Raw genomic sequence first — 20,510 nt, 5'->3', positions numbered from 1 at the left:
CACTCCTTCCGAACGGGGGCGACGTGATCGAGGGCTATTTCGAGCGGGAGAGCGTCGTCGTCGGGGATGAGCTCGGCGTGCACGTTTCAACCGATGCGGCCTTCTTCCGGGTGGACTTCTACCGGATCGGCGCGGAAAACGAGTACGCCGGCAGCACGGAATGGCTGCGCGGGGTGTTCGCGGCCCCGCCACCGCACCCCGATGGGGCGCCCGAGCACGCTTGTCCCTCGGTCGACTGGGGTTGGCCCGGCCACCGGGTCCCGGTGCCGCCGGGGTGGCGGCCGGGCGTGTACGTCGCCTTCTTCGTGGAGTCGGCCACCGACACCGCGCCGATCACCGACGACGACGGTCGCCCGACCGGGGAACAGCACCACGACGACGCGCACCACGGCGGCTTCGGCCGGGAGTACTTCGTGCTCCGCCCGCGCGTGCCGGGATCCGCGCCGATCCTCTACAAGAAGGCCGGCTTCACCCGCCACGCCTACAACCGCTCGGACGGGCCGGGGATCGACCGGGCGAGCAGCCTGTACGACAACCCGGTGTACGACCCCGCGAACGGCGACGTGCCCGGTGGGCACAAGGTCAGCGCGCACCGGCCCGGTGGCGTCGACGACCTGGCGTACTGGGACGCCCCGTTCATCGCGTGGCTCGAACGCGCGGGCTACCGGGTGGAGTTCTGCACGGACCTCGACCTGCACGAGGACCCCGGCCTGCTCTCGCCGTACCGGCTGCTGCTCAGCGTCGGGCACGACGAGTACTGGAGCGCCCGGATGCGCGAGCACGTCGAGGCGTTCGTCGACGCGGGCGGCAACCTGGCGTTCTTCAGCGCGAACACCTGCTGGTGGCGCGTGCACGTGGTGGACGGCGGCACGGCGCTCGTCTGCGACACCGACCACGAGGTCGACGGCGTCCACCCGCACCTGCCGGCGACCGACCAGTGGTGGACGCCCGCGCCCGACGGCGTCGGCGCGCCGGAGAACGCCCTGACCGGCGTCAGCTTCCGCAACGGCGGCATGTGGCCGGGTGACTGGCCCGGCGACCGGCCGCGCACCGGCTTCCTGGTGCAGCACGCCGACCACTGGGTGTACGAGGGCACGGGGCTGCGCGACGGCTCCGACGGCGGCGTCGCCGACCGGCTCGGCGCGGGCCTGCCGCTGATCGGCTACGAGTGCGACGGGGCCGCGTACACCCTCGACGAGCACGGCGTGGCGCGGCCGACCGGCGCGGACGGCACGCCGGAGTCCTTCCTCATCCTGGGCATCGCCGTGCTCGAACCCGTGCACGACGACTTCCACCACCCGAAGCCCGGTCACTGGAACTGCGTCCCGAGGGAGGCCACGACCGGTCCCCGTGCGGCGACCATGGGTGTCCACACGCGCAACGGCACCGTCTTCACCGCCGCCACCACGGACTGGCCGGTGATCGTGGGACGTGGCCTCGACGCCGGTGTCGACCGGGTGACCCGCAACGTCCTGGACCGCCTCAGCACGTGAACCCCTCGACCAGCTCGACCACTTCGGACAGACCGGAGACCCGCCACACGCCCGGTGGCAGCGGCGGCGGCACCTCCCGCCGCGCGGCGCGCTCCGGCCGCCACAGGTGCACCGCGCGCATCCCCACCGCGCGCGGTCCCAGGACGTCCGGTCCCCACATGTCGCCGACGAACAACGCCTCGGCCGGCCGGAGACCGCACTCGCGCAACGTCCGCCGGTAGATGCGGGGATCGGGCTTGCGCCACCCGGCGCGCGCCGAGCTCACCGCCGCGGCGAACACCCCGGCCAGCCCCGCCTGCTCGATCGCCTCGTCGAGCTCCCAGTACCAGTTGGAGCAGACCGCGCAGACCACGCCCAGCCGGCTCAGCCGCGCCAGCGCTTCGAGGACGTCGTCGTAGCGCCGCACCCTGAGCGCCCGGGTCTCCCGGTCCAGGTCCGCGACCACCGCCTCCACCCGCTCCGCCGGGACGCCGCAGGCACGGGCACGTCGCCGCAGCCGGTCCACCTCCCAGGCCCGGTAGGAGTCGCGGTCGCGCGAGTGCGCCTCGTGCGCCTCGCCGTCGGCCGGCCACACCGACCAGCCGTCGTCCCACCGGAGCCCGGCCTCGGGCAACCCGTGGCGTTCGAGCACTTCGCGGTGCGGCACGCCCCACGCGACCGACCGCGCCAGCGTGCCGTGGAAGTCGAAGAGGACACCGCGAACCACGTGCCACCTCGTCAGAACCGTCCGGCGCGGCGGGGGAAGTAGTCCTCCAGCACACCGTCGCGCTCCACGTCGACCGTGGCGCAGTGCAACCCGCCGCCGAACGGCGCGACCGCCCGGAACGGCACCGGCACGACCTCGAAGCCGAGCCCCACGAGCTGATCGGCCAGCCGGACCTCCTCGGCCTCGACGCACAAGGTGCCCGGGTCGAGGTTCAGGATGTTCACCGCGAGCCAGGGGGTGCAGAACGACAGCCTCATCCGGTGCCGCCAGCTCACCGGCGCGACGGCCTCCACCACCTCCCAGTCGTTGACCTCGAAGTACTTGACCAGCTCCGGCTCGGCGGGGCGCTCACCGTTGTGCAGCACCAGGCCGGGGCGCAGCGGCACCCACGTGGCGTCGATGTGCAGCGGGTGGGTGTTGGTGAACGTGATGGCGTGCACCCGGTGCTCGGGGAAGTGGCGCCTGAGCCACTCGTGGCCCTGCCGGTTGGTGACCAGCGACAGCTGCACGAACAGGTCCTTGCCGAAGCGGGCGACGTCGGCGGCGTCGAACAGCGGCTCCTTCTCGGTCAGCACCAGGTCGTGCGCGGCGACCCTCTCCAGCTGCTCGGCGACGCCCAGGGTGTTGTAGGTGTCCCAGAACCCGGGCACGTACGACTCGTCGGTCAGCCGCGGCTTCGGCGCCGCCTCCCACCGCATGTCCGGGTCGCTCTCGAACAGCGACTGGAGCACGGGGCGGTAGCACAGGTACTCGAACCACCTGCTCCGGTAGCACATCGTGGCTTCGAGGACCTCGTGGCCGACGGTGAGCAGCACGTCGCGCGGCGGCATGCAGCCGAACATGGACTCCTGCTCCCAGTCCGGCGTGCTCACCGGCCGGGTGAAGTCCAGCGGGGTGGGCCGGTCCACCCGGATGCCCCGCGACGTCAGCAGGTCCGCGAACGAGTCGAGCTGCTCGTTCGCCGCCGCCGTCATCTCCTCGGGCATCGGGCCCCACGTGCCCAGCGGGAAGCCGTCCTCGGGGAAGTCGCGGCGCACCGCGGGCTCGGGCGCCTGCACCACCGTCCCGGTGGCCCGGCCGAGGATGACGTGGCGCAGCGGGTCCCACCCGTTCCACGAGTTGACCCGCGTCGCCCTCGGCGCCTCGGCGCGCACCCGCCCGTCCGCGGCGGAACGCTCCAGTGTGGACATTCGCGCTGATCCTTCCGGCCGGACGGGCGGGCCGCCGTCAGATGAACAGGTCGTAGTCGGTGTCGCGCACGGCCCGACCCCGGCCGGCCGCCAGCTCGGCGAGTTCGAGGTTGGAGCGGTGCCGGGCGCAGTGGAAACCGCAGTCCCGGCTGGGGTCGACGATGCCCCGGTCGGAGTCGCGCCAGATGTCGACGAGGCTGTCGGTCACCGCGTCCCCGAGCCTGGCGGCCTCGTTCCCCCGGTGGTAGGGGCACGTGTACACGCCCGACGGCGTGACGAGGGTCCGCAGCTCGGCCACGCCGCAGCGCCGGTAGTCCTTCGGCTGGACGGGCCCCTCGTGCTTCCTCAACGAGTCCAAGGTGGAGGAGTTGACGACCTGGAACCGGTCGCTCTCCAGGCGCCTCGCCCGGTCGATCTGGGCCTCCACGGAGGCCAGCACCTCCTCCGGGACGCCGACCACGTGGTGCCGCTCGTCGAACATGGCCTTGACCTCGAAGTAGTCGCAGCCGATGTCGTGCGCCAACTCCGCGCCGGCCAGCACCTCCCCGTGGTTGGAGACCGCGGTGCCGTCGGCCTCCCGGCGCACCACCACGAGGAACGAGTAGCCCAGCGCGCCGGTCTTGACCTCGGCGAGGCGGCGCATGTTGCCGATCACCCGGTCGAACGCGCTCCCGCCGCGCCGGTCGGGTCGGAAGGACCGGTAGGTCCCGCTGGTCGCGGCGTCCACCGAGACCCGCACCCAGGAGGCGTGCTCGGCCAGCACGTCCAGGTTCTGGTCGATCATCGTGCCGTTGGTGACCACGCCGACCGCCACGCCCGCCCCGCCCAGCGCGCGGATGACCGCCCGGGTGCCCCGGTGGGCCAGCGGCTCGCCGCCGCCGATCAGGATCACCGCCGCGACGCCCAACTCGACCAGTTCGCCGGCGAGGGCCACCAACCTCTCCGCGGTGAAGCGGCCTTGGTTGAGCAGTTTCCCGCTGATGCATTCCGGGCACGCCAAATCGCAGAACGTGGTCGGATCGAGGTCCACCACGACCGGGTTGTGCGAGCGCCTGCCGCGGGCCACTGCCAAAGCCGTGGGAAAGATTCTCGGTTGGTAGAGTTTGGCGGCCAGGTCCATTCGGTCGATGGTCACGGTGGCGTCGTCCCTTCACTGATGAATACCGGTCGGGTGTCCGGCCGTGATGGACCGAGTCGACCAGGGAGGGCCTGATTCCGGAGGTTACCAGCGGCTCTGCTTCGTCGGATTGCACGATGGAGTGGACCTCTTGGTCGCGACGGGACGTTCGTCGCCGAAGGTGCCGGATCGCGCCGACTGGGCTGGTCAGGAGCCCGCAACGGCCGCGTCCCTCACACGTGTGCCCTTGGTCGGGTGCGCGGTTCTCCTGGTGGAACGCCTGAACCGGTTCCGGTCACCTTGCGTTCCGCGTAACGCACACTTTTGGTTGAAGTGCGTGTCGAGAGGTGGGCTCGAGTGGCTTTCGCAGGATGGGCGGTGAATCGTGAACGGGGTCGAATATCGCGCCGCGTGTGATCGGGTGGCATTGCCCTGATCGGCCACGTCGGCGCCTGGTCGCGGTCGCGAGGAGTGGATCAGTGCGGGCAATCGGGTGGTTGGCGGGGCGCGTGTCGCGGGCAATCGGAGCGGTCGCCTGGCGGATGCGCATGAGACGCGCGAGGAAGAACGACCCGCACCTCTACAAGTGAGGGGCCGCCGTGCTGGTCTGGGGCATCTCCGCGCTGTCGCACGACGCGTCGCTGGCCGTGGTGGACGACGGCGAAGTCCTGTTCGCCGGGCACTCGGAACGCTATTCGCGCGTCAAGAACGACCCACTCCTGCACGCCGACCTCGTCGCCGAGGCGCTGTCGCACGGCAGGCCGCAGGCCATCTCCTGGTACGAGCGGCCGTACCTCAAGAAGTTGCGGCACGCGGCGGCCGGCCAGTGGAAGGACGCCCTGACCAAGGAGGACGCGCCGCGCCGCTACCTGAGGTCGCTGGGCCTGCCGTTCCCGCTCCCGGAGATCTCGTTCGCCCACCACCACGAGTCCCACGCGATGGCCGGCGTCGCCACCAGCGGGTTCGGTGACGCGGCGGTCATCGTCGCCGACGCGATCGGCGAGTTCGACACGTTCACCATCTCGAAGTACACCGCGCGCGACGGGTTGGACGTGCTGTTCCGCCGTCGCTACCCGCACAGCCTCGGGCTGCTCTACAGCGCCTTCACCCGGCGCTGCGGCTTCCGCCCGAACGAGGACGAGTACATCACCATGGGCATGGCCGCCTTCGGCTCGCCCCGGCACGCCGACCGGCTGCGGGCCGAGTGGATCGCGGTCGACGAACCGGGTTTCCGGTTGCGCGCCAACGTGCACCGCGGCATCGGCGACTGGCTGCCCGGCGCGCGGCCCGAGGACCTCGCGGCCAGCGTCCAGGCCGTCACCGAGGAGGTGCTGCTGGGCGCGGCGCGGTGGGCGCGCCGCGAGACCGGCAGCCGCAACCTGGTGCTGATGGGCGGCGTGGCGCTGAACTGCGTCGCCAACTCCAGGATCTGCGCGACCGGCGACTTCGACCGCGTGTGGATCTTCCCCAACCCCGGCGACGCCGGGTCCAGCCTGGGCGCCGTCGCGGCCACCACCCGGCAACCGGTGACGTGGCCCGGGCCCTACCTGGGCACCGAGATCCGGCGGACGCTCGACCCCCACGAGGTCGTCGAGGAGCTCAAGGCGAACGGGGTCCTCGCGGTGGCGAACGGGCGCGCCGAGTTCGGCCCCCGCGCGCTGGGCAACCGGTCGATCCTGGCCGACCCCCGGACCCGACGGATGAAGGACCGTGTCAACGAGGTGAAGGGGCGGGAGAAGTTCCGCCCGTTCGCGCCGGTGATCCGGGAGGAACGAGCGGCGGAGTTCTTCGAGATGCCGATCCCGGCGACGCCCTACATGCAGTTCACGGCCCGGTGCCGGGAACCGGGGAGGTTCCCGGCGATCGTGCACGCCGACGGCACCAGCCGCGTGCAGACGGTGACCCGCGACCAGCACCCGCTGCTGTACCGCGTGCTGCACGAGTGGGAGCTGGAGACCGGCTGCCCGATGTTGCTCAACACGAGCCTGAACTCGCGGGGCGAACCGCTGGTGAACTCCTGGGAGCACGCGTCGGCGTTCGGCCGGCGCGAGGGGATCAAGGTGCTGTGACCGTCATGATCGGACTCCTCGTGGCGAACGGCTGCAGCTGCACGCGCGGCCAGGAACTGCGTGATCCCGGCACGAGCGCGTGGCCCGCCGTGCTCGCCGCCCGCCTGGGCATCCCGGTCGCGAACCTGGCCGGTGACGGGAGCTCGAACCGCCGGATCGTCCGGACCACGGTCGGCAACCTCGACCGGGTGTGCCGCGAGTTCGGCGTGCCGGTCGAGGAGACGCTGGTGATGTGCATGTGGACGTGCGTCTACCGGAGCGAGTACCACGTCCGGCGCCGGCGTGACCGGGTGGGCCGCCCGGACCTGCCGTACGAGACGGACTGGAAGCGCCTGGGTCCGTGGAACTTCGAGGAGGACGACGGCGCGTCCAACGCCCACTTCCGGTCCATGTTGAGCGAGGAGGGCGGCACCATCAACCTGCTGACCGACTGGGTCCTGCTGGACTCGTACCTCCGCTTGCGCGGCGCGGTGCCCCGGTACACCTTCGCGTGGAACGTCCTGCCGTCGAAGCTGCCGGGCGAGGCCGTCGAGCTGTCCCGTCAGCTGGAGCCGACGTCGGTCTACGGCAACGAGATCGGCAGCAAGGGCAACTCGATCAACGGCGTGACGCGGAAGAAGTTCGAGTTCGGCCCCGGCAGGCACCCCTTGGAGGCCGGCTACGCGTACCACGCGACCCTGCTCGAAACGTGGCTCAGGGACCAGGGGCTGACCTTCCCCGAGCACGTCCTCGCCCACCGCGCCCACGACTGACCCTGGTGGGGTGACACCGTGATCAGGTTGCTGGTGGCGAACGGGTGCAGCTTCACCGCCGGTCAGGAGCTGCGCGATCGTGGGACGGGCGCGTGGCCGGCGGTGCTCGCCGCCCGCCTGGGCGTCCCGGTCGCGAACCTGGCCTGCGGCGGTGGTTCGAACCGCCGGACGGTCCGGACCACGGTCGGCAACCTCGACCGGGTGTGCCGCGAGTTCGGCTTGCGGGTCGGGGAGACCCTGGTGGTGTGCATGTGGACCGGCGTCAACCGGGGCGAGTACCACCGGCGCGATCGGGTGGATCGCCCGGACCTGCCGCACGAGACCGACTGGTACCGCCTGGGGCCGTGGAACCTGGCGGACGACGACGGCGCCGCCGACGAGCACTTCCGGTCCATGTGGACCCGGGAGGGCGGCACGATCACCCTGCTGACCGACTGGGTCCTGCTGGACTCCTACCTCCGCTCGCGCGGGGCGGTGGCCAGGTACACCTTCGCGTGGGACCTCCTGCCGTCGAAGCTGCCGGGCGAAGCCGTCGAGCTGTGCCGTCAGCTCGATCCCACGTCGGTCTACGGGGACGCGCTCGGCAGGGGCGGCACGTCGTTCGGCGGGTCGACGTCGGGTGGGTTCGAGTTCGGCCCCGGTGGTCATCCTCTCGAAGACGGGCACGCGTACTTCGCGCAACGGTTGGAGACGTGGCTCCGGGACCAAGGCCTGGTGTTCCCGGTGGGCGCCGGCCTCGGAGCCATGGCCTGACGTGCGTGCCGGGCCGCCGCGGGCGCGCGCTCCTCGGTGACGATCACCGTTCGGCGGTCAGGAACCGGTCGGGCCGCAGGGCCTTCGCGGTGATCCGCGTGTCGCCGATCCAGCCGTGGAAGCCCTGGCCGTAGCGCAGCGCGAACTGGGTGCCCCCGAGCGCGAACGGCCTGCCGAGCGTCGAGATGCCGCGTGACTCCTCGGCGGCGTTGCGGGCGATCTTCGCGCCGTCGACGTACATCGTGGTGCGGCGGCCGTCGTTGACCACGGCGACGTGCGTCCACCGGCCGACCGGCACGGCGTGGCTCCAGGACGTGGGGTCGGCGTCGACGGGCACCGGGTAGACCACGAACTGCAGGAACCGCTCGCCGGACAGGTTGAGGCTGCACGTCGGCTCGTCGTCGGACCAGCCGCTGGTCTTGCCGGCGTCCCCGGCGCGGCCTTCCCAGCTGAGCAGGCCCATCCACGCGTGGTCGCCGACGAGCGGGTCGGGGAGCTTGAAGAACGTCTCGATGGTGTAGCCCGCCTCGAACCGCATGGCGTTGAGCGGTGCGGTGTCGGACGTGCGCAGCACCGCGCCGCGGTCGGGGTCCTTGCCGCCGTCGAAGCGCAGGCTCGCGTGCGCGGGCTGGCCGTCGTGGTGCTCGGCCGACCAGGTCAGCACGTCCGGGCCGCTCCCGTGCAGCCGCGTGACGGTGAGGTCGTTGCCCCGGCCGGTGAGGTCCCGGGCCACCGCGCCCGCCGGCACGGGACCGTCCCCCGCCGGGAACCCGGCCGCGTCGAACCGCCAGTACGCCACCGTGTCCCGCGTGACGACGGCGCTCGCCGGACGCGCCGGCGGCACGACGGGCGGCGCGAAGCCCGCGAACCGCTCCCGGAAGTCGATCTCCACGGTGAACCGGTCGGCGTCGCCGGTCAGCCGCGCGGTCTCGGCCTCCGGCAGGCTGTCGCCGTCGCGGGCGAGCAGCCACGGCGAGAACGTCTCCACGTCGATGACGCCGCGGGTGAGGTCGAACGTGTAGAACCGGACCATGCCCGCGCCGCCGTAGTAGCGGTCCTGGTAGTTGGTCAGGTGCAGGTGCACGTCGTGGCCGTGGTCGTTGACCAGGGTGGTGCGGCCGGATGGCCAGTAGTGCCCGTTGAGGGTGAGGAAGACCTGGTCGTTGCGGCGGATCAGGTTGTCCCACAAGTGGCTGCCGTGCGCGGAGAGCCGCGCGTCCGGGCTGCCGGCGACGAGGTCGTGCGTGGTGAGGATGGTGGGCAGCGACCGGTGCCGGTCCAGCACGGTCTGCGCCCACTCGATCCCCTGGTCCGACACCCGCCAGTCCAGCGCGAGCACCAGCCACTGCCGCCCGCCGGCGCGCAGGACGTGGTAGCTGTTGTAGCCGTCCGGCGCGAACCCGCCGAAGGTCGGCATGCGGCGGAACCGCTCCGGCCCGAACACCCTGGAGAACGGCGTCGGCCCGCGCCGGTCGTCGGTGTTGCCCGGCACGTCGTGGTTGCCCGCCAGCACGCTGTAGGGGACGCCGTCGGTGAACACCGAGTCGGCCAGCCGCACCTCGGTCTCCGTGCCGTGCTCGGTCACGTCTCCCAGGTGGGTCAGGAAGACGACGTTCGCGTCACGCCGGCGCGCCACCTCGCGCAACGCCACGCGCACCGGCTCGGGGTCGGAGCCGCCCTCGTCGAGCAGGTACTGGGTGTCCGGCAGCACGGCGATCGTGAAGCGGGGGTCGGCGGTGTCGGGTCGGGCCGTCCCGCGCTCGTCGCCGTGCGCGACCGGCGCGAGCACCGCGGGTGCCATCGCGGCAGCGGGCGCCACGACCGCGGCCTGGAGCAGTGCGCGCCGTCCGACTCGGTTCTCCGCCATGAAGGTGCCTCTCTGCCGGTGGGGTGGCGAGAAGCCTCGTCGGGCCGCGTTCCAGGGCGCCGACGTGCGCGGGAACAGCCCGCGCACACTGGTTGAACCATGGGGGAACGACCCGGTTCCGAGGGGGCGGTGGTCCGGCTCGACGCGAGGGCGCGCCCGGTCGGGCGGGTGGGGCTTCGGTGGGCGGTGCTCGGATCGGTGGTGCCCGGTGCCCGCTCAGCGGCGGGCGGTGGCCAGGATGACGAGGAACTGGCCGCCGCCCGCGTCGACGGCGGCGGTCACCGGCAGGCCCGGGGTCAGTCGGGAGAAGCGGTCCACCAGCCATTCCGCGGCGTCCCGGGCGTCGCGCTCGGTCGGGCAGCGGGCCACCACCTCGCGCCCGCCCTTGCGCTCCAGCCTCCCGGCGACGGTGATCAGCGGCGCGGGGTCGGCGACGTGCAGGTGGTCCGGCCAGGGGATCACCGCGGTGACCGCGCCCTTGCGGGTGTTGCAGCCGCGGTGCGCGAGCCGTTCGGCGACCTTGGCCTTCCGGTCGGCGGTCCGGCTGTCCACGCTCGGCCCCCGCGAGTCGTTCACCGACATCCCGGGGTCGACCGGTTCGTCGCACACCCAGCACCGCCAGCCGTCGCGCTCGGCCACGTCATCGAGGAGGCTCATCCCGGCAACCTAGCCTGCGCGCACCGGGCGAGCGCCACCCGAGTCGCGCTCGCCACGCGTCAACGGGCATCGGCGGTGACGAGCAGCCGGAGGTGGGCGCCGAGCCACGTGGCCGGGGACGGGGCCTCGGCGAATGCCGTGACCAGCGCCGCCGCCGTGCGCAGGCCGGTGCCGTGCAGGTGGACGCCGACCTCCCGCACGCGGGCGAGCAGGCCGCTGGTCAGGTGGTCCAGGCCTCGGTGCGAGGCCTCGGCCAACACGGTCAGCGCGCCGTCCACGCTCGCGCTCAACGGATCCGCCGCCGTGACGCCGGGCGGCAGCGGCTGCGGTGGCGTGTCCGTCGCCAGGTCCGGGACGACCACGCCGGCTCGGGTGTGCACGGCCAGCGGATCGACGACCAGCGCGCCGCGGTGGCGGCGGACGGAGCCGGTGACCGTCGTCGGGTCGGCGCGCAACGCCGCCGCGAGCGCGTCGAGCGACCGCGGCGCGACGGCGCGGTACGTCGCGTCCAGGACGCACGAGGCGCCGGTGGAGTCGTGCAGCGAGGCGGTGAGGCGTTGCGCGGCCGGGTCGTAGGCCAGGCCGGACACCTCGGCGACGCGGACCGCGCGGACCAGTTCCGCCTCGACCCGCGCGCGGACCTGCCGCGGTGGCAGCTCGGCCAGGCGTGCGGCGGTCGCGGCGTAGTCGTCGACCACCAAGGCCGGCGGCAGGTCGTGCCACGCGGTGCCGACCGGGGTGAGCGAGGTCTTGGCGACCCTGTTGGCCTTCACCGCCACCGCACGGCTCGCGCTGCGCGTCGCCGACTCCGAGACCACGTTCGACGTGGCGAGGCGCTGCCCGGTGCGCAGGGGAGTGGCGCGCTGCACCAGGACCACGTCGCCCGAGGCGAAGTAGACGTCCACCGCGGACTCGGCGCGCAGCCGCGCGCCCAGCGCGGTCAGCCGGACCCGGCGCAACGGCGTCTCGGCGGGCTCGTCGGGACCGAGGACCTCGGCGCGCGGACCGTTCGCGGTCGTCCGGGCGTGCAGCTCGGTGAGCAGTGCGGCGAACCGCTCCGCCTGGTAGTCGGCGCTGCGCCGGCGATAGGCGTCGAGCTGGGCGAGCAGCTCGGCGATCACCGCGGCCGGCCAGTGCAGGCGCTGCGCCGTCAGGTCGCGGTGCAGGCGTTGCCAGGCCACGTCGAGCACCTCGCTCGCGTTCGCCGCGCCGTCGAGCAGCAGTTGGTCGAGCAGGTCCGCCACCGAGGTGAGATCCGCCGCGGTGGTGGGTGATCCGCCCACGTCGACGGTGTCGGCGCCCTGCGCGTCGGCCTCGCGGAACGCCCACACCGCCAGCGCCAGCGCCACGTCGCGGTCGACCGCGTCCGTGTGGACGTAGGACAGGTCGCCGGGCACGAGGAACGTCACCGTGCAGGTGGGCAGTTCCGCTTGCGCCGTCCGGTCTGCCGCGGTGGGGCGTCGCAGCTTCGCGCGGTAGCCGGCGCGGAGGACCCGGCGGGCGCGGCGCAGCGCGCGTTCGCCCGTCAACGCCGCCAGGTCGGCGTCGGTCACCGCGCCCGGCGACCACAGCTCGGCGGGCACGGTGCTCTCCCGGGTGCGCCGGTACGCCAGGACGACCGCGATGCGGTGCCGGCACACGCCCGTCGCGCCGCAGCTGCACCGGGTCGCGTCGAGCGGGGCGCCGGGCGGCAGCGTGGTCGTGGTGCCGTCCGGGAACTCGCCCCGCACGGCGCCCGCCGCGTCGGTGTCGAGCACCGGGACGACTCCCGCGTCCAGGTCCTTGGTGGCGCGCTTCACCAGACCCCGGTTGGCCAGCGCCGCGAGCGCGTCCGGGGTCAGCGCCATCAGGTCGGGTCTGGTCATCCGATCTTCTCCGCGACGAACTCCGCCAGCCGGCCCGGGGTCATCGCGCCGACGTGGGCGCCGACGTTCGCGAGGCGCTGGGCCAGCTCGCGGTCGTAGGACGGGTTCGCCTCGTCGTCCAACGCGGCCAGGCACAGCACGTGGGTGCCCTGCTCGCACAGGTCCTTCACCGCGCGGACGAGGTGCGACTCGCTGCCGCCCTCGTAGAAGTCGCTGACGACCACCACGATCGACCGGCGCGGGCTCTCCACCAGCTCCGCTCCGTACGCCACGGCCTTGCCGATGTGCGTGCCGCCGCCCAGCTGCACCTTCATCAGCAGCTCGACCGGGTCCGTCACGTCCGACGTCAGGTCGACCACGGTGGTGTCGAAGGCCACCAGGTGCGTCCTGATCCCCGGCAGCCCCCACAGGCACGACGCGGTGACCGCCGAGTGGATCACCGAACCGGTCATCGACGCCGACTGGTCGACGAGCAGGATCAGCTGCCACTGCTCCAGGTGCCGCCTGGTGCGCGAGACGAACTTCGGGTGCTCGATCGCGAGCTTGCGCTCCTCGGGCCGGTAGTGCCGCAGGTTCGCCCTGATCGTGGCGCGGAAGTCGAAGTTGCGGGAGTTGCGGTGGATGCTCGGCCGGCGCGACCTCGCGCCGCTGAACGCCGTGCGCACCTCGGTCCTCAGCTTCGCCATCAACTGCCCCACCACCGCCTCGACGATCCTGCGCGCCATCGCGAGCACGGCCGGGTTCATCAGGTGCTTGGTCCGCAGCACCGCGCGCAGCAGCGCCGGGTTCGGCTCGATCCGGCGCAGCACCTCGGGATCCGTCACCACGTCGGTGATCTCGTACCGCTCGACCGCGTCGCGCTCCAGGCGTTCGACCGTCTCCCTCGGGAACAGGCTGTGCACCTCGTCCAGCCAGTCGACGGTGCGCAGCACCGAGTCACCGTCGCCGCCCTGGCGCACGCCGCGCTCGGCGAGGTCGGGATCACGCCCGTAGAGCCACTCCAGCGCCTTGTCCCTGCGCACGCCCTCGCCGCTCAGCCCGCCGGTGTGGCGCGACGCGGGCTCGCCGAGGATCAGCCGCCAGCGTTCCAGGTCCGTCATGCCAGGCCGCCCTTCGCCAGCAACGCGTCCACGCGTTCCTCCACCCCCCTCGCCTCGGCGATCACCACCGGATCGGCTCGCAGGCGCGTGACGCCCCTGGCGCTGCCCTCGACCCCGCGATGGGCGAGCACGGCGGCCGCGACCCGCTCCCGCTCCCGGGGCGGGAAGTAGCCGAAGGCGAGCCGCAACGCAGGCAGCGCCACCAGGAACTCCTCGTCCGTCATCGCGCTGACCAGCTCGTCGAGGACGCCGACCAGGTCCGGGCTCGCCAGCACCTCTTCCCGGGCGACCGCGAACAACCCGGCCAGCCAGTCGCCGAGCGCCTCGATGCCGCGCACCTTCCGCACGTCCGGCTTCGCGCCGAGCGCCCAGGCGAGACCGAGCGCCGCGCCGCGCAGGTCGGGCGGCGCCTGCGGGTCGTCGCCGACCCGGGTCGCCACGCCCGTGACGTCCACCGCGTCCAGGGACAACGCCGCCTTGGCGTGCCGCACCGCGTCCCTGGTCGCCGTCATCGCCCTGAGCCGGTGCGGATCGGCCGGCGCCGGTCCGCCGTGCAGGCCCTCGATCAGCCACAGCACCCTCGTCGTGCCCGTGTCGATCACCGCGCCCAGCAGCGGGTCGTTCTTCGCGCCGAACAACCGGTCATGCCGCCACAGCCCGAGCACCGCGCTCAGCACGTGACCCAGCGCCGCGAGGTCGCCCGTCTCCCGGACGCCCTCGTCGAGCGCCTCCTTGACGCGATCCGAGAACGTCGAGATCCCGCACAGCACCGCGTCGAAGAGGATCTCGGCCAGGTGCTCCAGCCGCGCGTGCCGCGACCGGCGTTGCAGCGTCACCCCGGCCGCTTCCTCCAGCGTGGCCCCGTTCTCGGCGGCCTCGATCAACGCCGCCAGTCGGTCGTCGACCGGTCTGAGCGCCCACCGCTCGTCCAACTGCGGCTCGGCGCCCGCCGACGGGCCGCTCGTGCGCTGGAAGCCGGGAATGCGCAGCACGCGCAGGCGGTGCAGGATCCGGCTCCGCGCGAGCGCCTCCGCGTCGGTGAGGTCGAGCACCACCTCACCCTCGTGGTCGAGACCGTGGGTCCGCAGCAGCTCCCGCACCGCGTCGACCAGGGGCGGTGCGGGCGTGTCCGGGTGCAGCCGCCCGACCTTGTCGCCCCGCAGCGCCCCGACCATCTCGACCAGCGCCGGGTGGGCGCCGGGCCGCAGCGCGCCGCGCCGCGTCCACGGAGGCGGCTGCGTCAGGTCTTCGGAGATCAACGCGCTGGTCAGCCCGTCCAGCACGTCGGTGCGCGCCGGGGTCTCGTGCCCGCGCAACCGGGCCAGCGCCGCGGCCTGGGTGCGCGCCGCGATGAGGTCCGCCGTCGACACCGGCTGCTGCCTGCGGCGCAACCGCGTCGCCACCGACTCGACGAGCCAGTCCGCCGCACGCCGTGCCCCGTTCTCCCACACCTGTTGGTAGTAGCCGGGCGACGGCATGCCCGACTGGTAGCCGGTGAACGCGTCCAGGCGGGCGTGGGAGTATGGGACGAGGTAGGTCGCGCCCCGGTCCCGCTCCGGCACCTCCGGCCACTCGGCGGCGCCGTCGAGCTTGGCCTTGAGGGCGGCCGTGTGGAAGCCGCCGGTGACCACGACGACGGGCTCGTCCCCCGCGTCCGCCACCGCCGCCCGGACCCAGCGCGCCATGTACTCCTCGCGCGCCGAGTCACCCCCGTCCACGTCGGCCGCGCCGCGGAGCAGGTCGAAGTACTCGGCCAGGCCCGTCGGCTCGGCCCCGCACTCGAACAGGTGGTCCCACAGCACGTCCACGTTGTCGACCGCGAACTCGGCGCACAACCGCTCGACGGCCTCGGCGTACCGCGGCTCCGCGTCGGCGTACCGGTTGCCGACGTCGCGGAACGCCTCGTGCCACGCGGGCAGGTCGATGAACCTGACCCGCGCACCGCAGCGGCGCGCTTCGGTGATCGCCACCCACTCCGGCGAGTAGTCGCAGAACGGCGTCCACGACGCGTGCTCGTCGGAGTAGCTGAACAGCGCGACGGGCAGCTCGTGGCCCAGCAGCAGCTCATCGATGCGGTCGTTGACGTCGGCGGGGCCCTCGACCAGCACGTAGGCGGGCCGCCGCGCCCGGATGGTGGCGGCGACCAGGCGGGCACAGGCGGGGCTGTGGTGCCGGACGCCGACGAACACGGCCCCCATCAGCCGGGCAGCAGGTGACGGGCCCGGTGCAGCTCCTGCCACTGCTCGCCCTGGTGCCGCGGAGCGTGCTGCTCCAGGTACCGCCGCAGCCGGGCCAGGTCCTCCGCGTTGTCCTTCGCCGCCGTGCCCGCCAGGCACTCGACGACGTCCGCGGCCGAACCCGCCTCACCCCGCAGGAACCAGCCCCGCACCCCCACCGCGTGCGCCACCGAGACCGCCTCGGCCGTGCTCATCACGGTCGTGAGCCGGTCGCCGCCGTCGCGCAGGTCTCGGAACGTGCGCACGAGGACCTCCAGCACGTCCCGCTTCGGCGCGAGCTCCACCCCCGACCTCTCCAACAGCCTCGCCGCCTCCCGCTCGACCAGCGCGAGCTCCGTGTCGAAGTCGGGGATCGGGAACACCGTCTCGAAGTTGAACCGCCGCTTCAGCGCCGCGCTCATCTCGTTGACGCCCCGGTCGCGGGTGTTCGCGGTGGCGATCACGCTGAACCCGTCCTGCGCGAACACCATGCCGTCCGGGCCGTCCAGCTCCCCGATCGCCAGCACGCGGTCGGACAGCGGCGACAGCAGGCAGTCCTGCACCTCCAGCGGGCAGCGGGTGATCTCCTCGAACCGCACGACCTTGCCTTCGGCCATGCCCCGCAGCATCGGCGCCGGCACGAGCGAGCGCGGCGACGGCCCTTCGGCCACCAGCAGCGCGTAGTTCCAGGAGTACTTGATCTGGTCCTCGGTGGTGGCCGCGCCGCCCTGGATCGTCAACGTCGACTCGCCGCAGACCGCCGCCGCGATCAGCTCGGACAGCAGCGACTTCGCCGTGCCCGGTTCGCCGACGAGCATCAGGCCGCGACCGGTGGCCAGCGTGACCAGCGCCCTGTCCACCAGGGACGGGTCGCCCACGAACTTCTTGGTGATGCCCTGCTCGTCGTCGCCCACCACGAACCGGCGCGCGGCGGCGAGGCTCAGCACCCAGCCCGGCGGCTTGGGCGCGGTGTCGGCGTCGCGCAGGCGCGCGAGCTCGTCGGCGAAGCGGATCTCGGCCGGAGGGCGCTGCGTCGTCCTGGTGCTGGTCATGACCGCAGCGACTCCAGTTCGGAGAGGAGTTCGGACAGGGTGATCGGGTCGATCTCGTAGGTGGCGGGAGCGTTCCTCGGGGCGGACCAGCCGCCGTGGCCGCTCGGCGAGAACCACACGTCGCTGAAACCGACCTCCGGGAAGACGTCCACCGCGCCGACCGCGATACCGGGGTCGAGCGAGGCGACGAGGGCCCCGCCGTCCGGGAACGGCCGGGTGATCCAGCACTCGACGCCCGCGTCCTGCGGCGTGCCGCGGACCCAGCCCTTCTTGGTCAGGCCGAGGATCCTGCCGATCGGGTACGGGGTGGCGCAGTACTCCTTGAGCCGGGGGAGGAGCCCGCCGGTCGACTCCGGCAGGTGGATCGGGCGGCCCAGCTGCGGGAACGGTTGGAGGATCTCGTAGTCGGCGAAGACCTCGCCCCACGCCGCCGCCGTGTCCCGGAGGTCGACCGCGTGCGCGACGCGGACCAGGGCGTCGTCGGGCATCGTGAACCCGTCGTCGGACGGGTCGGCGAGCGTGCGGTCCTCGGCCAGGCGGAACGACGCGCCCGCGTCGGTGATCCACACCAGGCGGCGGACCAGGTGCCACAGCAGCGGGTGCGCGGCGAGGACCGTCCGGAACTCCTCGGCGGTCCAGGTGCGCTGGTCGACCATCGCCCGCTCCAGGCGGTGGATCTGGTCCGACGCGATCGCGCGGACGTCCTTCTTCAACGCCGCGAACCGCTTGTGCTCCAGCGGCGCGAGCGCCTGGTCGTCCTTCGCGCCGGGCTTGGGCAGGTCCTTGCGGCGCTTGCCGTCCTCGTCGAGGACGTAGGGCTTGAGCTGCTCGTCGAAGCCGACGGTGAACCGGCGCGGGCCGTAGTCGATCACCGACGTCGCCTCGTCGTCGAGGCCGAGGCGGGGCACGAGGCGGTCGGACAGCTGGTCGCGGCTCAGGCCGAGCGCGGCGGCGATGTCGGAGACCTTCTCCTGGGCCCGGGTCCTGAGGCCCTTGAACTTGACCCGCTCCGCGATGCTGTTGAGGTGGGTGAGGGCCACCTCGCTGCCGATCCGGGCCAGCACGTCGAGGCCCGTCACGGCGCGGGCGTGCTGGCTCTCGCCGGGCCAGGCGCGGATCAGCGGCGCCAGCCGGCGCACGGTCTCGTCGTCGCCGAACCAGCCGAGGGCGGTGAAGGCCCAGGCGCCCTTCGCCGGCGCCCCGGCGTCCTGCCAGCGGCCGAAGAGGGACCAGGCGAACTCCGCCAACGACGCCCGGTCGCACGCTTCGACGGCGAGCGGCAGACCGGGGTACACGGCGTCCGGCTTGGACAGCGCCGCGGTCATCAGGAGGTTCGCCGCGGCGTCGGCGGACAACGCGCCGGCGCCGTCGGCCAGCAGCACCTGGGGGAGCAGCCGGGGGTCGGCCCAGTCGCCGATCACCGGGAGCTTGGCGGGCAGCACGTCGAGCGGGTCGACCTCGATCAGCGCGTCGACCGCCGCGCCCACCTCGGCGGACACGGAGGCGGCGACGGCGATGACGTCGACACCGGTCTCCAGGTAGAGGTGGCGGAGCGCGGCCTCGGCGTTGCGGCGCGCACGGCCCGCCACGCCCAGCGCCGCGGGCAGCAGGAGGCGGGCGGCGGCCTCGCGGTGCCGGGACAACCAGGAGGCGGCGAGCGCGCGGGCGGTCTTGAGGCGCGCCAACCAGTCCGCCATCAGCTCGGCGACCTCGGTGGTGGCGTACGGGAGCAGCAGGTCACCGACCTGCTGCGGGTTGCCCACCGCCAGCCGCGTCATCGCGGGCAGGGCGTCCAGCCCGAACCGGGCCGTGATGCGCCTGCCCCAGAGCTCGCTCTCCCAGGTGCCGTTGGGCGTCCAGTCGGCCAGCAGCGGGCGCGCGAGCTCCTCCGGGCCGACCTCGAAGAGGCCGTGGCCGAAGTAGTTCCCGGCGCGGGCGGCGGCCGCGACGTCGTTCCAGTCGTCGCGGTCGTCGGTCCACCGGCTCTTCAGCCCGAGCCACGCCTCGCGCTCGCCCGGCAGCCACGTGAGGTGGGCGGCGGGCACCGGGACGTCCTTCAGCACCACGGGTTCGGGCCGCGGGCGACGGTGCTCCCACGGCGGCTCGGCCAGCACCCGCGGCAGCGCGTCGGCGGGCGCGTCCGGCACCGTCACGGGCCGCGCCACTCCGTCCGGCAGGTCCAGGTCCGGATGGGTCAGCAGGTGCCGGCGCAGCAGGTCGCGCACGTCCGCGTCGCCGGCGGCACGGTGCGCCAGCAGCCGGGCCGCCCGCCTCGGGAACGCCGCCATCGCGGACAGCAGCGCCGGCCGCGCGTACCGCTCCCGCAGCCGGTTGAGCAGCAACAGGGACGCCTCGTCGGACGGCAGCGCCGCCAGCGCGTCCAGCGCCCGCTTGCGGCAGTCCGCGTCCAACTCGACCTTGGCGCGCAGGTTCGCGTCCAGCAGCGGGGCGAGCGCCGGCCCGTGCACGTGCAGGGCCGTGTAGAGGCCGACCGGAGACCAGATGAAGGGCCCGACCCGCAGGCCGGCCAGCTGCTCCAGCGTGCTCGCCGCGCACACCACCATCCAGAACGGCGCGTACTCGGCGGCGTTCGCCTCGTCGAACCAGTCGTGCCGCGTCGGCGCGAGGAACGCCCGCGCCGCCTGGCCGAACGGGGAGCCGCCGACCTTCTCCAGCTCCGCCACCGCCGCGTCGTACGTCGCCTGGTCCGCGGCCGCCAACGCGGTCCGGACCTCGATCAGCGCCCGGCCCTTGGTGGTGTCGTCGCCGTAGTGGCGCTCGGGGTACCAGAACAGGGAGTCGCCGCTGCCGTCCTTCTGGTGGTGGACGTGCGCCATCGAGTGGTGCACGGCCGCCGCCGCGGCGAACGGCAGACCGAACTCCTCGATCCACCAGTGCACCGGGGAGTCGTCCGCGCCGGCCACCTTGGCGAGCACGGCGGCCCCCAACGGATCAGGCGTGCCGTCGAGGTGGTCGCGCAGTGCCCGCACCAGGTCCGGGTTCGACTTCGGGTGCGCCAGCGCCTGCGCGGTCGTCGCGGCGCGCTCGGTGATCCGGTCGTGCACCTTCTGCGCCAGCGCGGCGTCCACCGCGAACTCCGGCCGCGGACCGGCGTCCCTGCGGCGCATCGCCTTCCGCAGCCACTCCCGGGGCATCACCCAGGCGTCCTCGTCGGGCGGGGGAGCCTCGACCGCGGGAGCGGCGACCGGGGCGGGTGTGGCCGCAGGGGGCGGGGGAGTGGTGGCGGCGACGCTCAGGTAGCCCTTCTTCTCCTTCTCGGCCACCAGCTTCGCGACGTGGGCCAGCGCCGCCGCCTCCGAGGCCAGCTCCTTGGTCTGGGTCTGCCCCGCCGCGCCCAGCCGTCCGAATCGGACGGTCACCCGCACGCCGTCCTGGTCGACCTCCCAGAACTTCGCCGAGCCACCGTCGACGAGTTCCCACCTGCGCACCACGACTTCCCCCCGAAGAACAGACCCGGAAACGACGTCCACGAACTGTACGGACGGGGTCCGACAATTCGTCGCGCGGAGCCCGCCGGTCAGGCCGCGGCCGACACCTCAGGTTGACCAGTGCCACGCCTTCCCCCAACCAGGCCTCGCGCGCGGTGACCGAGTACCGCGTCGGATCGGTCCCGGCGGCCTGGCGCCGTTCCTGCTCCTCGATGACGGCGGCC

At 73.3% G+C, this 20,510-nt stretch carries 14 protein-coding genes; 4 read left to right on the top strand and 10 right to left on the bottom strand.

Features of this window, described 5'->3' with window-relative positions:
* The first annotated feature begins 23 nt into the window (after window positions 1-23).
* Window positions 24-1,493, top strand: coding sequence for a N,N-dimethylformamidase beta subunit family domain-containing protein (locus ACZ7GX_RS11215; protein WP_498775351.1), 1,470 nt, complete (start codon window positions 24-26; stop codon window positions 1,491-1,493).
* On the opposite strand, the gene ACZ7GX_RS11210 is transcribed toward ACZ7GX_RS11215, so the two are convergent.
* The 3 genes from ACZ7GX_RS11210 to ACZ7GX_RS11200 are packed head-to-tail and all read right to left on the bottom strand — an operon-like array spanning window position 1,483 to window position 4,455.
* Entirely contained in the window at window positions 1,483-2,199 is a 717-nt protein-coding gene (locus ACZ7GX_RS11210) for an HAD family hydrolase (RefSeq protein ID WP_498775349.1), read from the bottom strand. The genes ACZ7GX_RS11215 and ACZ7GX_RS11210 overlap by 11 nt on opposite strands.
* A gap of 11 nt (window positions 2,200-2,210) precedes the next feature.
* Complete coding sequence (locus ACZ7GX_RS11205) at window positions 2,211-3,389, bottom strand: glycine amidinotransferase (RefSeq protein WP_498775347.1); 1,179 nt, start codon at window positions 3,387-3,389, stop codon at window positions 2,211-2,213.
* A 37-nt stretch (window positions 3,390-3,426) separates the two neighbouring features.
* Window positions 3,427-4,455, bottom strand: coding sequence for a radical SAM protein (locus ACZ7GX_RS11200; protein WP_498775344.1), 1,029 nt, complete (start codon window positions 4,453-4,455; stop codon window positions 3,427-3,429).
* Between the two features lie 650 nt (window positions 4,456-5,105).
* Here ACZ7GX_RS11200 and ACZ7GX_RS11195 point away from each other — a divergent pair.
* The 3 genes from ACZ7GX_RS11195 to ACZ7GX_RS11185 are packed head-to-tail and all read left to right on the top strand — an operon-like array spanning window position 5,106 to window position 8,080.
* A complete protein-coding gene (locus ACZ7GX_RS11195; RefSeq protein ID WP_498775342.1) occupies window positions 5,106-6,575 on the top strand; it encodes a carbamoyltransferase family protein in 1,470 nt (489 codons plus the stop codon).
* Between the two features lie 5 nt (window positions 6,576-6,580).
* Window positions 6,581-7,327, top strand: a complete 747-nt coding sequence (locus tag ACZ7GX_RS11190) for a DUF6071 family protein (RefSeq protein WP_498775340.1) — start codon at window positions 6,581-6,583, stop codon at window positions 7,325-7,327.
* 18 nt (window positions 7,328-7,345) lie between these two features.
* Entirely contained in the window at window positions 7,346-8,080 is a 735-nt protein-coding gene (locus ACZ7GX_RS11185; RefSeq protein WP_498775338.1) for a DUF6071 family protein, read from the top strand.
* Between the two features lie 43 nt (window positions 8,081-8,123).
* Here the strand turns inward: ACZ7GX_RS11185 and ACZ7GX_RS11180 are convergent, their stop codons facing one another.
* From ACZ7GX_RS11180 to ACZ7GX_RS11150, 7 genes are all read right to left on the bottom strand, one after another.
* Window positions 8,124-9,947 carry a LamG-like jellyroll fold domain-containing protein gene (locus tag ACZ7GX_RS11180; protein WP_498775336.1) on the bottom strand — a complete coding sequence of 608 codons (1,824 nt, stop codon included), beginning with the start codon at window positions 9,945-9,947 and terminating at the stop codon, window positions 8,124-8,126.
* 216 nt (window positions 9,948-10,163) lie between these two features.
* Window positions 10,164-10,604, bottom strand: coding sequence for a hypothetical protein (locus ACZ7GX_RS11175; RefSeq protein WP_498775334.1), 441 nt, complete (start codon window positions 10,602-10,604; stop codon window positions 10,164-10,166).
* Between the two features lie 59 nt (window positions 10,605-10,663).
* Window positions 10,664-12,469, bottom strand: coding sequence for a YehQ family protein (locus tag ACZ7GX_RS11170; protein ID WP_498775332.1), 1,806 nt, complete (start codon window positions 12,467-12,469; stop codon window positions 10,664-10,666).
* Window positions 12,466-13,569: a VWA domain-containing protein gene (locus tag ACZ7GX_RS11165; RefSeq protein WP_498775330.1), complete on the bottom strand. Its 1,104-nt coding sequence runs from the start codon at window positions 13,567-13,569 to the stop codon at window positions 12,466-12,468. The genes ACZ7GX_RS11170 and ACZ7GX_RS11165 overlap by 4 nt, the downstream gene beginning before the upstream one ends.
* Complete coding sequence (locus ACZ7GX_RS11160) at window positions 13,566-15,767, bottom strand: DUF5682 family protein (protein WP_498775328.1); 2,202 nt, start codon at window positions 15,765-15,767, stop codon at window positions 13,566-13,568. Before ACZ7GX_RS11160 ends, ACZ7GX_RS11165 begins: the two co-directional genes overlap by 4 nt.
* Window positions 15,767-16,837: an ATP-binding protein gene (locus ACZ7GX_RS11155; RefSeq protein WP_498775326.1), complete on the bottom strand. Its 1,071-nt coding sequence runs from the start codon at window positions 16,835-16,837 to the stop codon at window positions 15,767-15,769. Before ACZ7GX_RS11155 ends, ACZ7GX_RS11160 begins: the two co-directional genes overlap by 1 nt.
* Window positions 16,834-20,286: a DUF4132 domain-containing protein gene (locus ACZ7GX_RS11150; protein WP_498775324.1), complete on the bottom strand. Its 3,453-nt coding sequence runs from the start codon at window positions 20,284-20,286 to the stop codon at window positions 16,834-16,836. The genes ACZ7GX_RS11155 and ACZ7GX_RS11150 overlap by 4 nt, the downstream gene beginning before the upstream one ends.
* Window positions 20,287-20,510 lie beyond the last annotated feature (224 nt).

Source organism: Actinosynnema sp. NPDC037264, from assembly GCF_055603705.1.
The sequence above is the reverse complement of the archived record's forward strand: the minus strand, read 5'-3'. Positions and strand labels throughout refer to the sequence as shown.

Bases quoted from the DNA above. Each gene is read 5' to 3' on its own strand.
- ACZ7GX_RS11160 (WP_498775328.1), bottom strand. From the start codon at position 15,767: ATGGGGGCCGTGTTCGTCGGCGTCCGGCACCACAGCCCCGCCTGTGCC.
- ACZ7GX_RS11180 (WP_498775336.1), bottom strand. From the start codon at position 9,947: ATGGCGGAGAACCGAGTCGGACGGCGCGCACTGCTCCAGGCCGCGGTC.
- ACZ7GX_RS11205 (WP_498775347.1), bottom strand. From the start codon at position 3,389: ATGTCCACACTGGAGCGTTCCGCCGCGGACGGGCGGGTGCGCGCCGAG.
- ACZ7GX_RS11175 (WP_498775334.1), bottom strand. From the start codon at position 10,604: ATGAGCCTCCTCGATGACGTGGCCGAGCGCGACGGCTGGCGGTGCTGG.
- ACZ7GX_RS11165 (WP_498775330.1), bottom strand. From the start codon at position 13,569: ATGACGGACCTGGAACGCTGGCGGCTGATCCTCGGCGAGCCCGCGTCG.
- ACZ7GX_RS11155 (WP_498775326.1), bottom strand. From the start codon at position 16,837: ATGACCAGCACCAGGACGACGCAGCGCCCTCCGGCCGAGATCCGCTTC.
- ACZ7GX_RS11170 (WP_498775332.1), bottom strand. From the start codon at position 12,469: ATGACCAGACCCGACCTGATGGCGCTGACCCCGGACGCGCTCGCGGCG.
- ACZ7GX_RS11190 (WP_498775340.1), top strand. From the start codon at position 6,581: ATGATCGGACTCCTCGTGGCGAACGGCTGCAGCTGCACGCGCGGCCAG.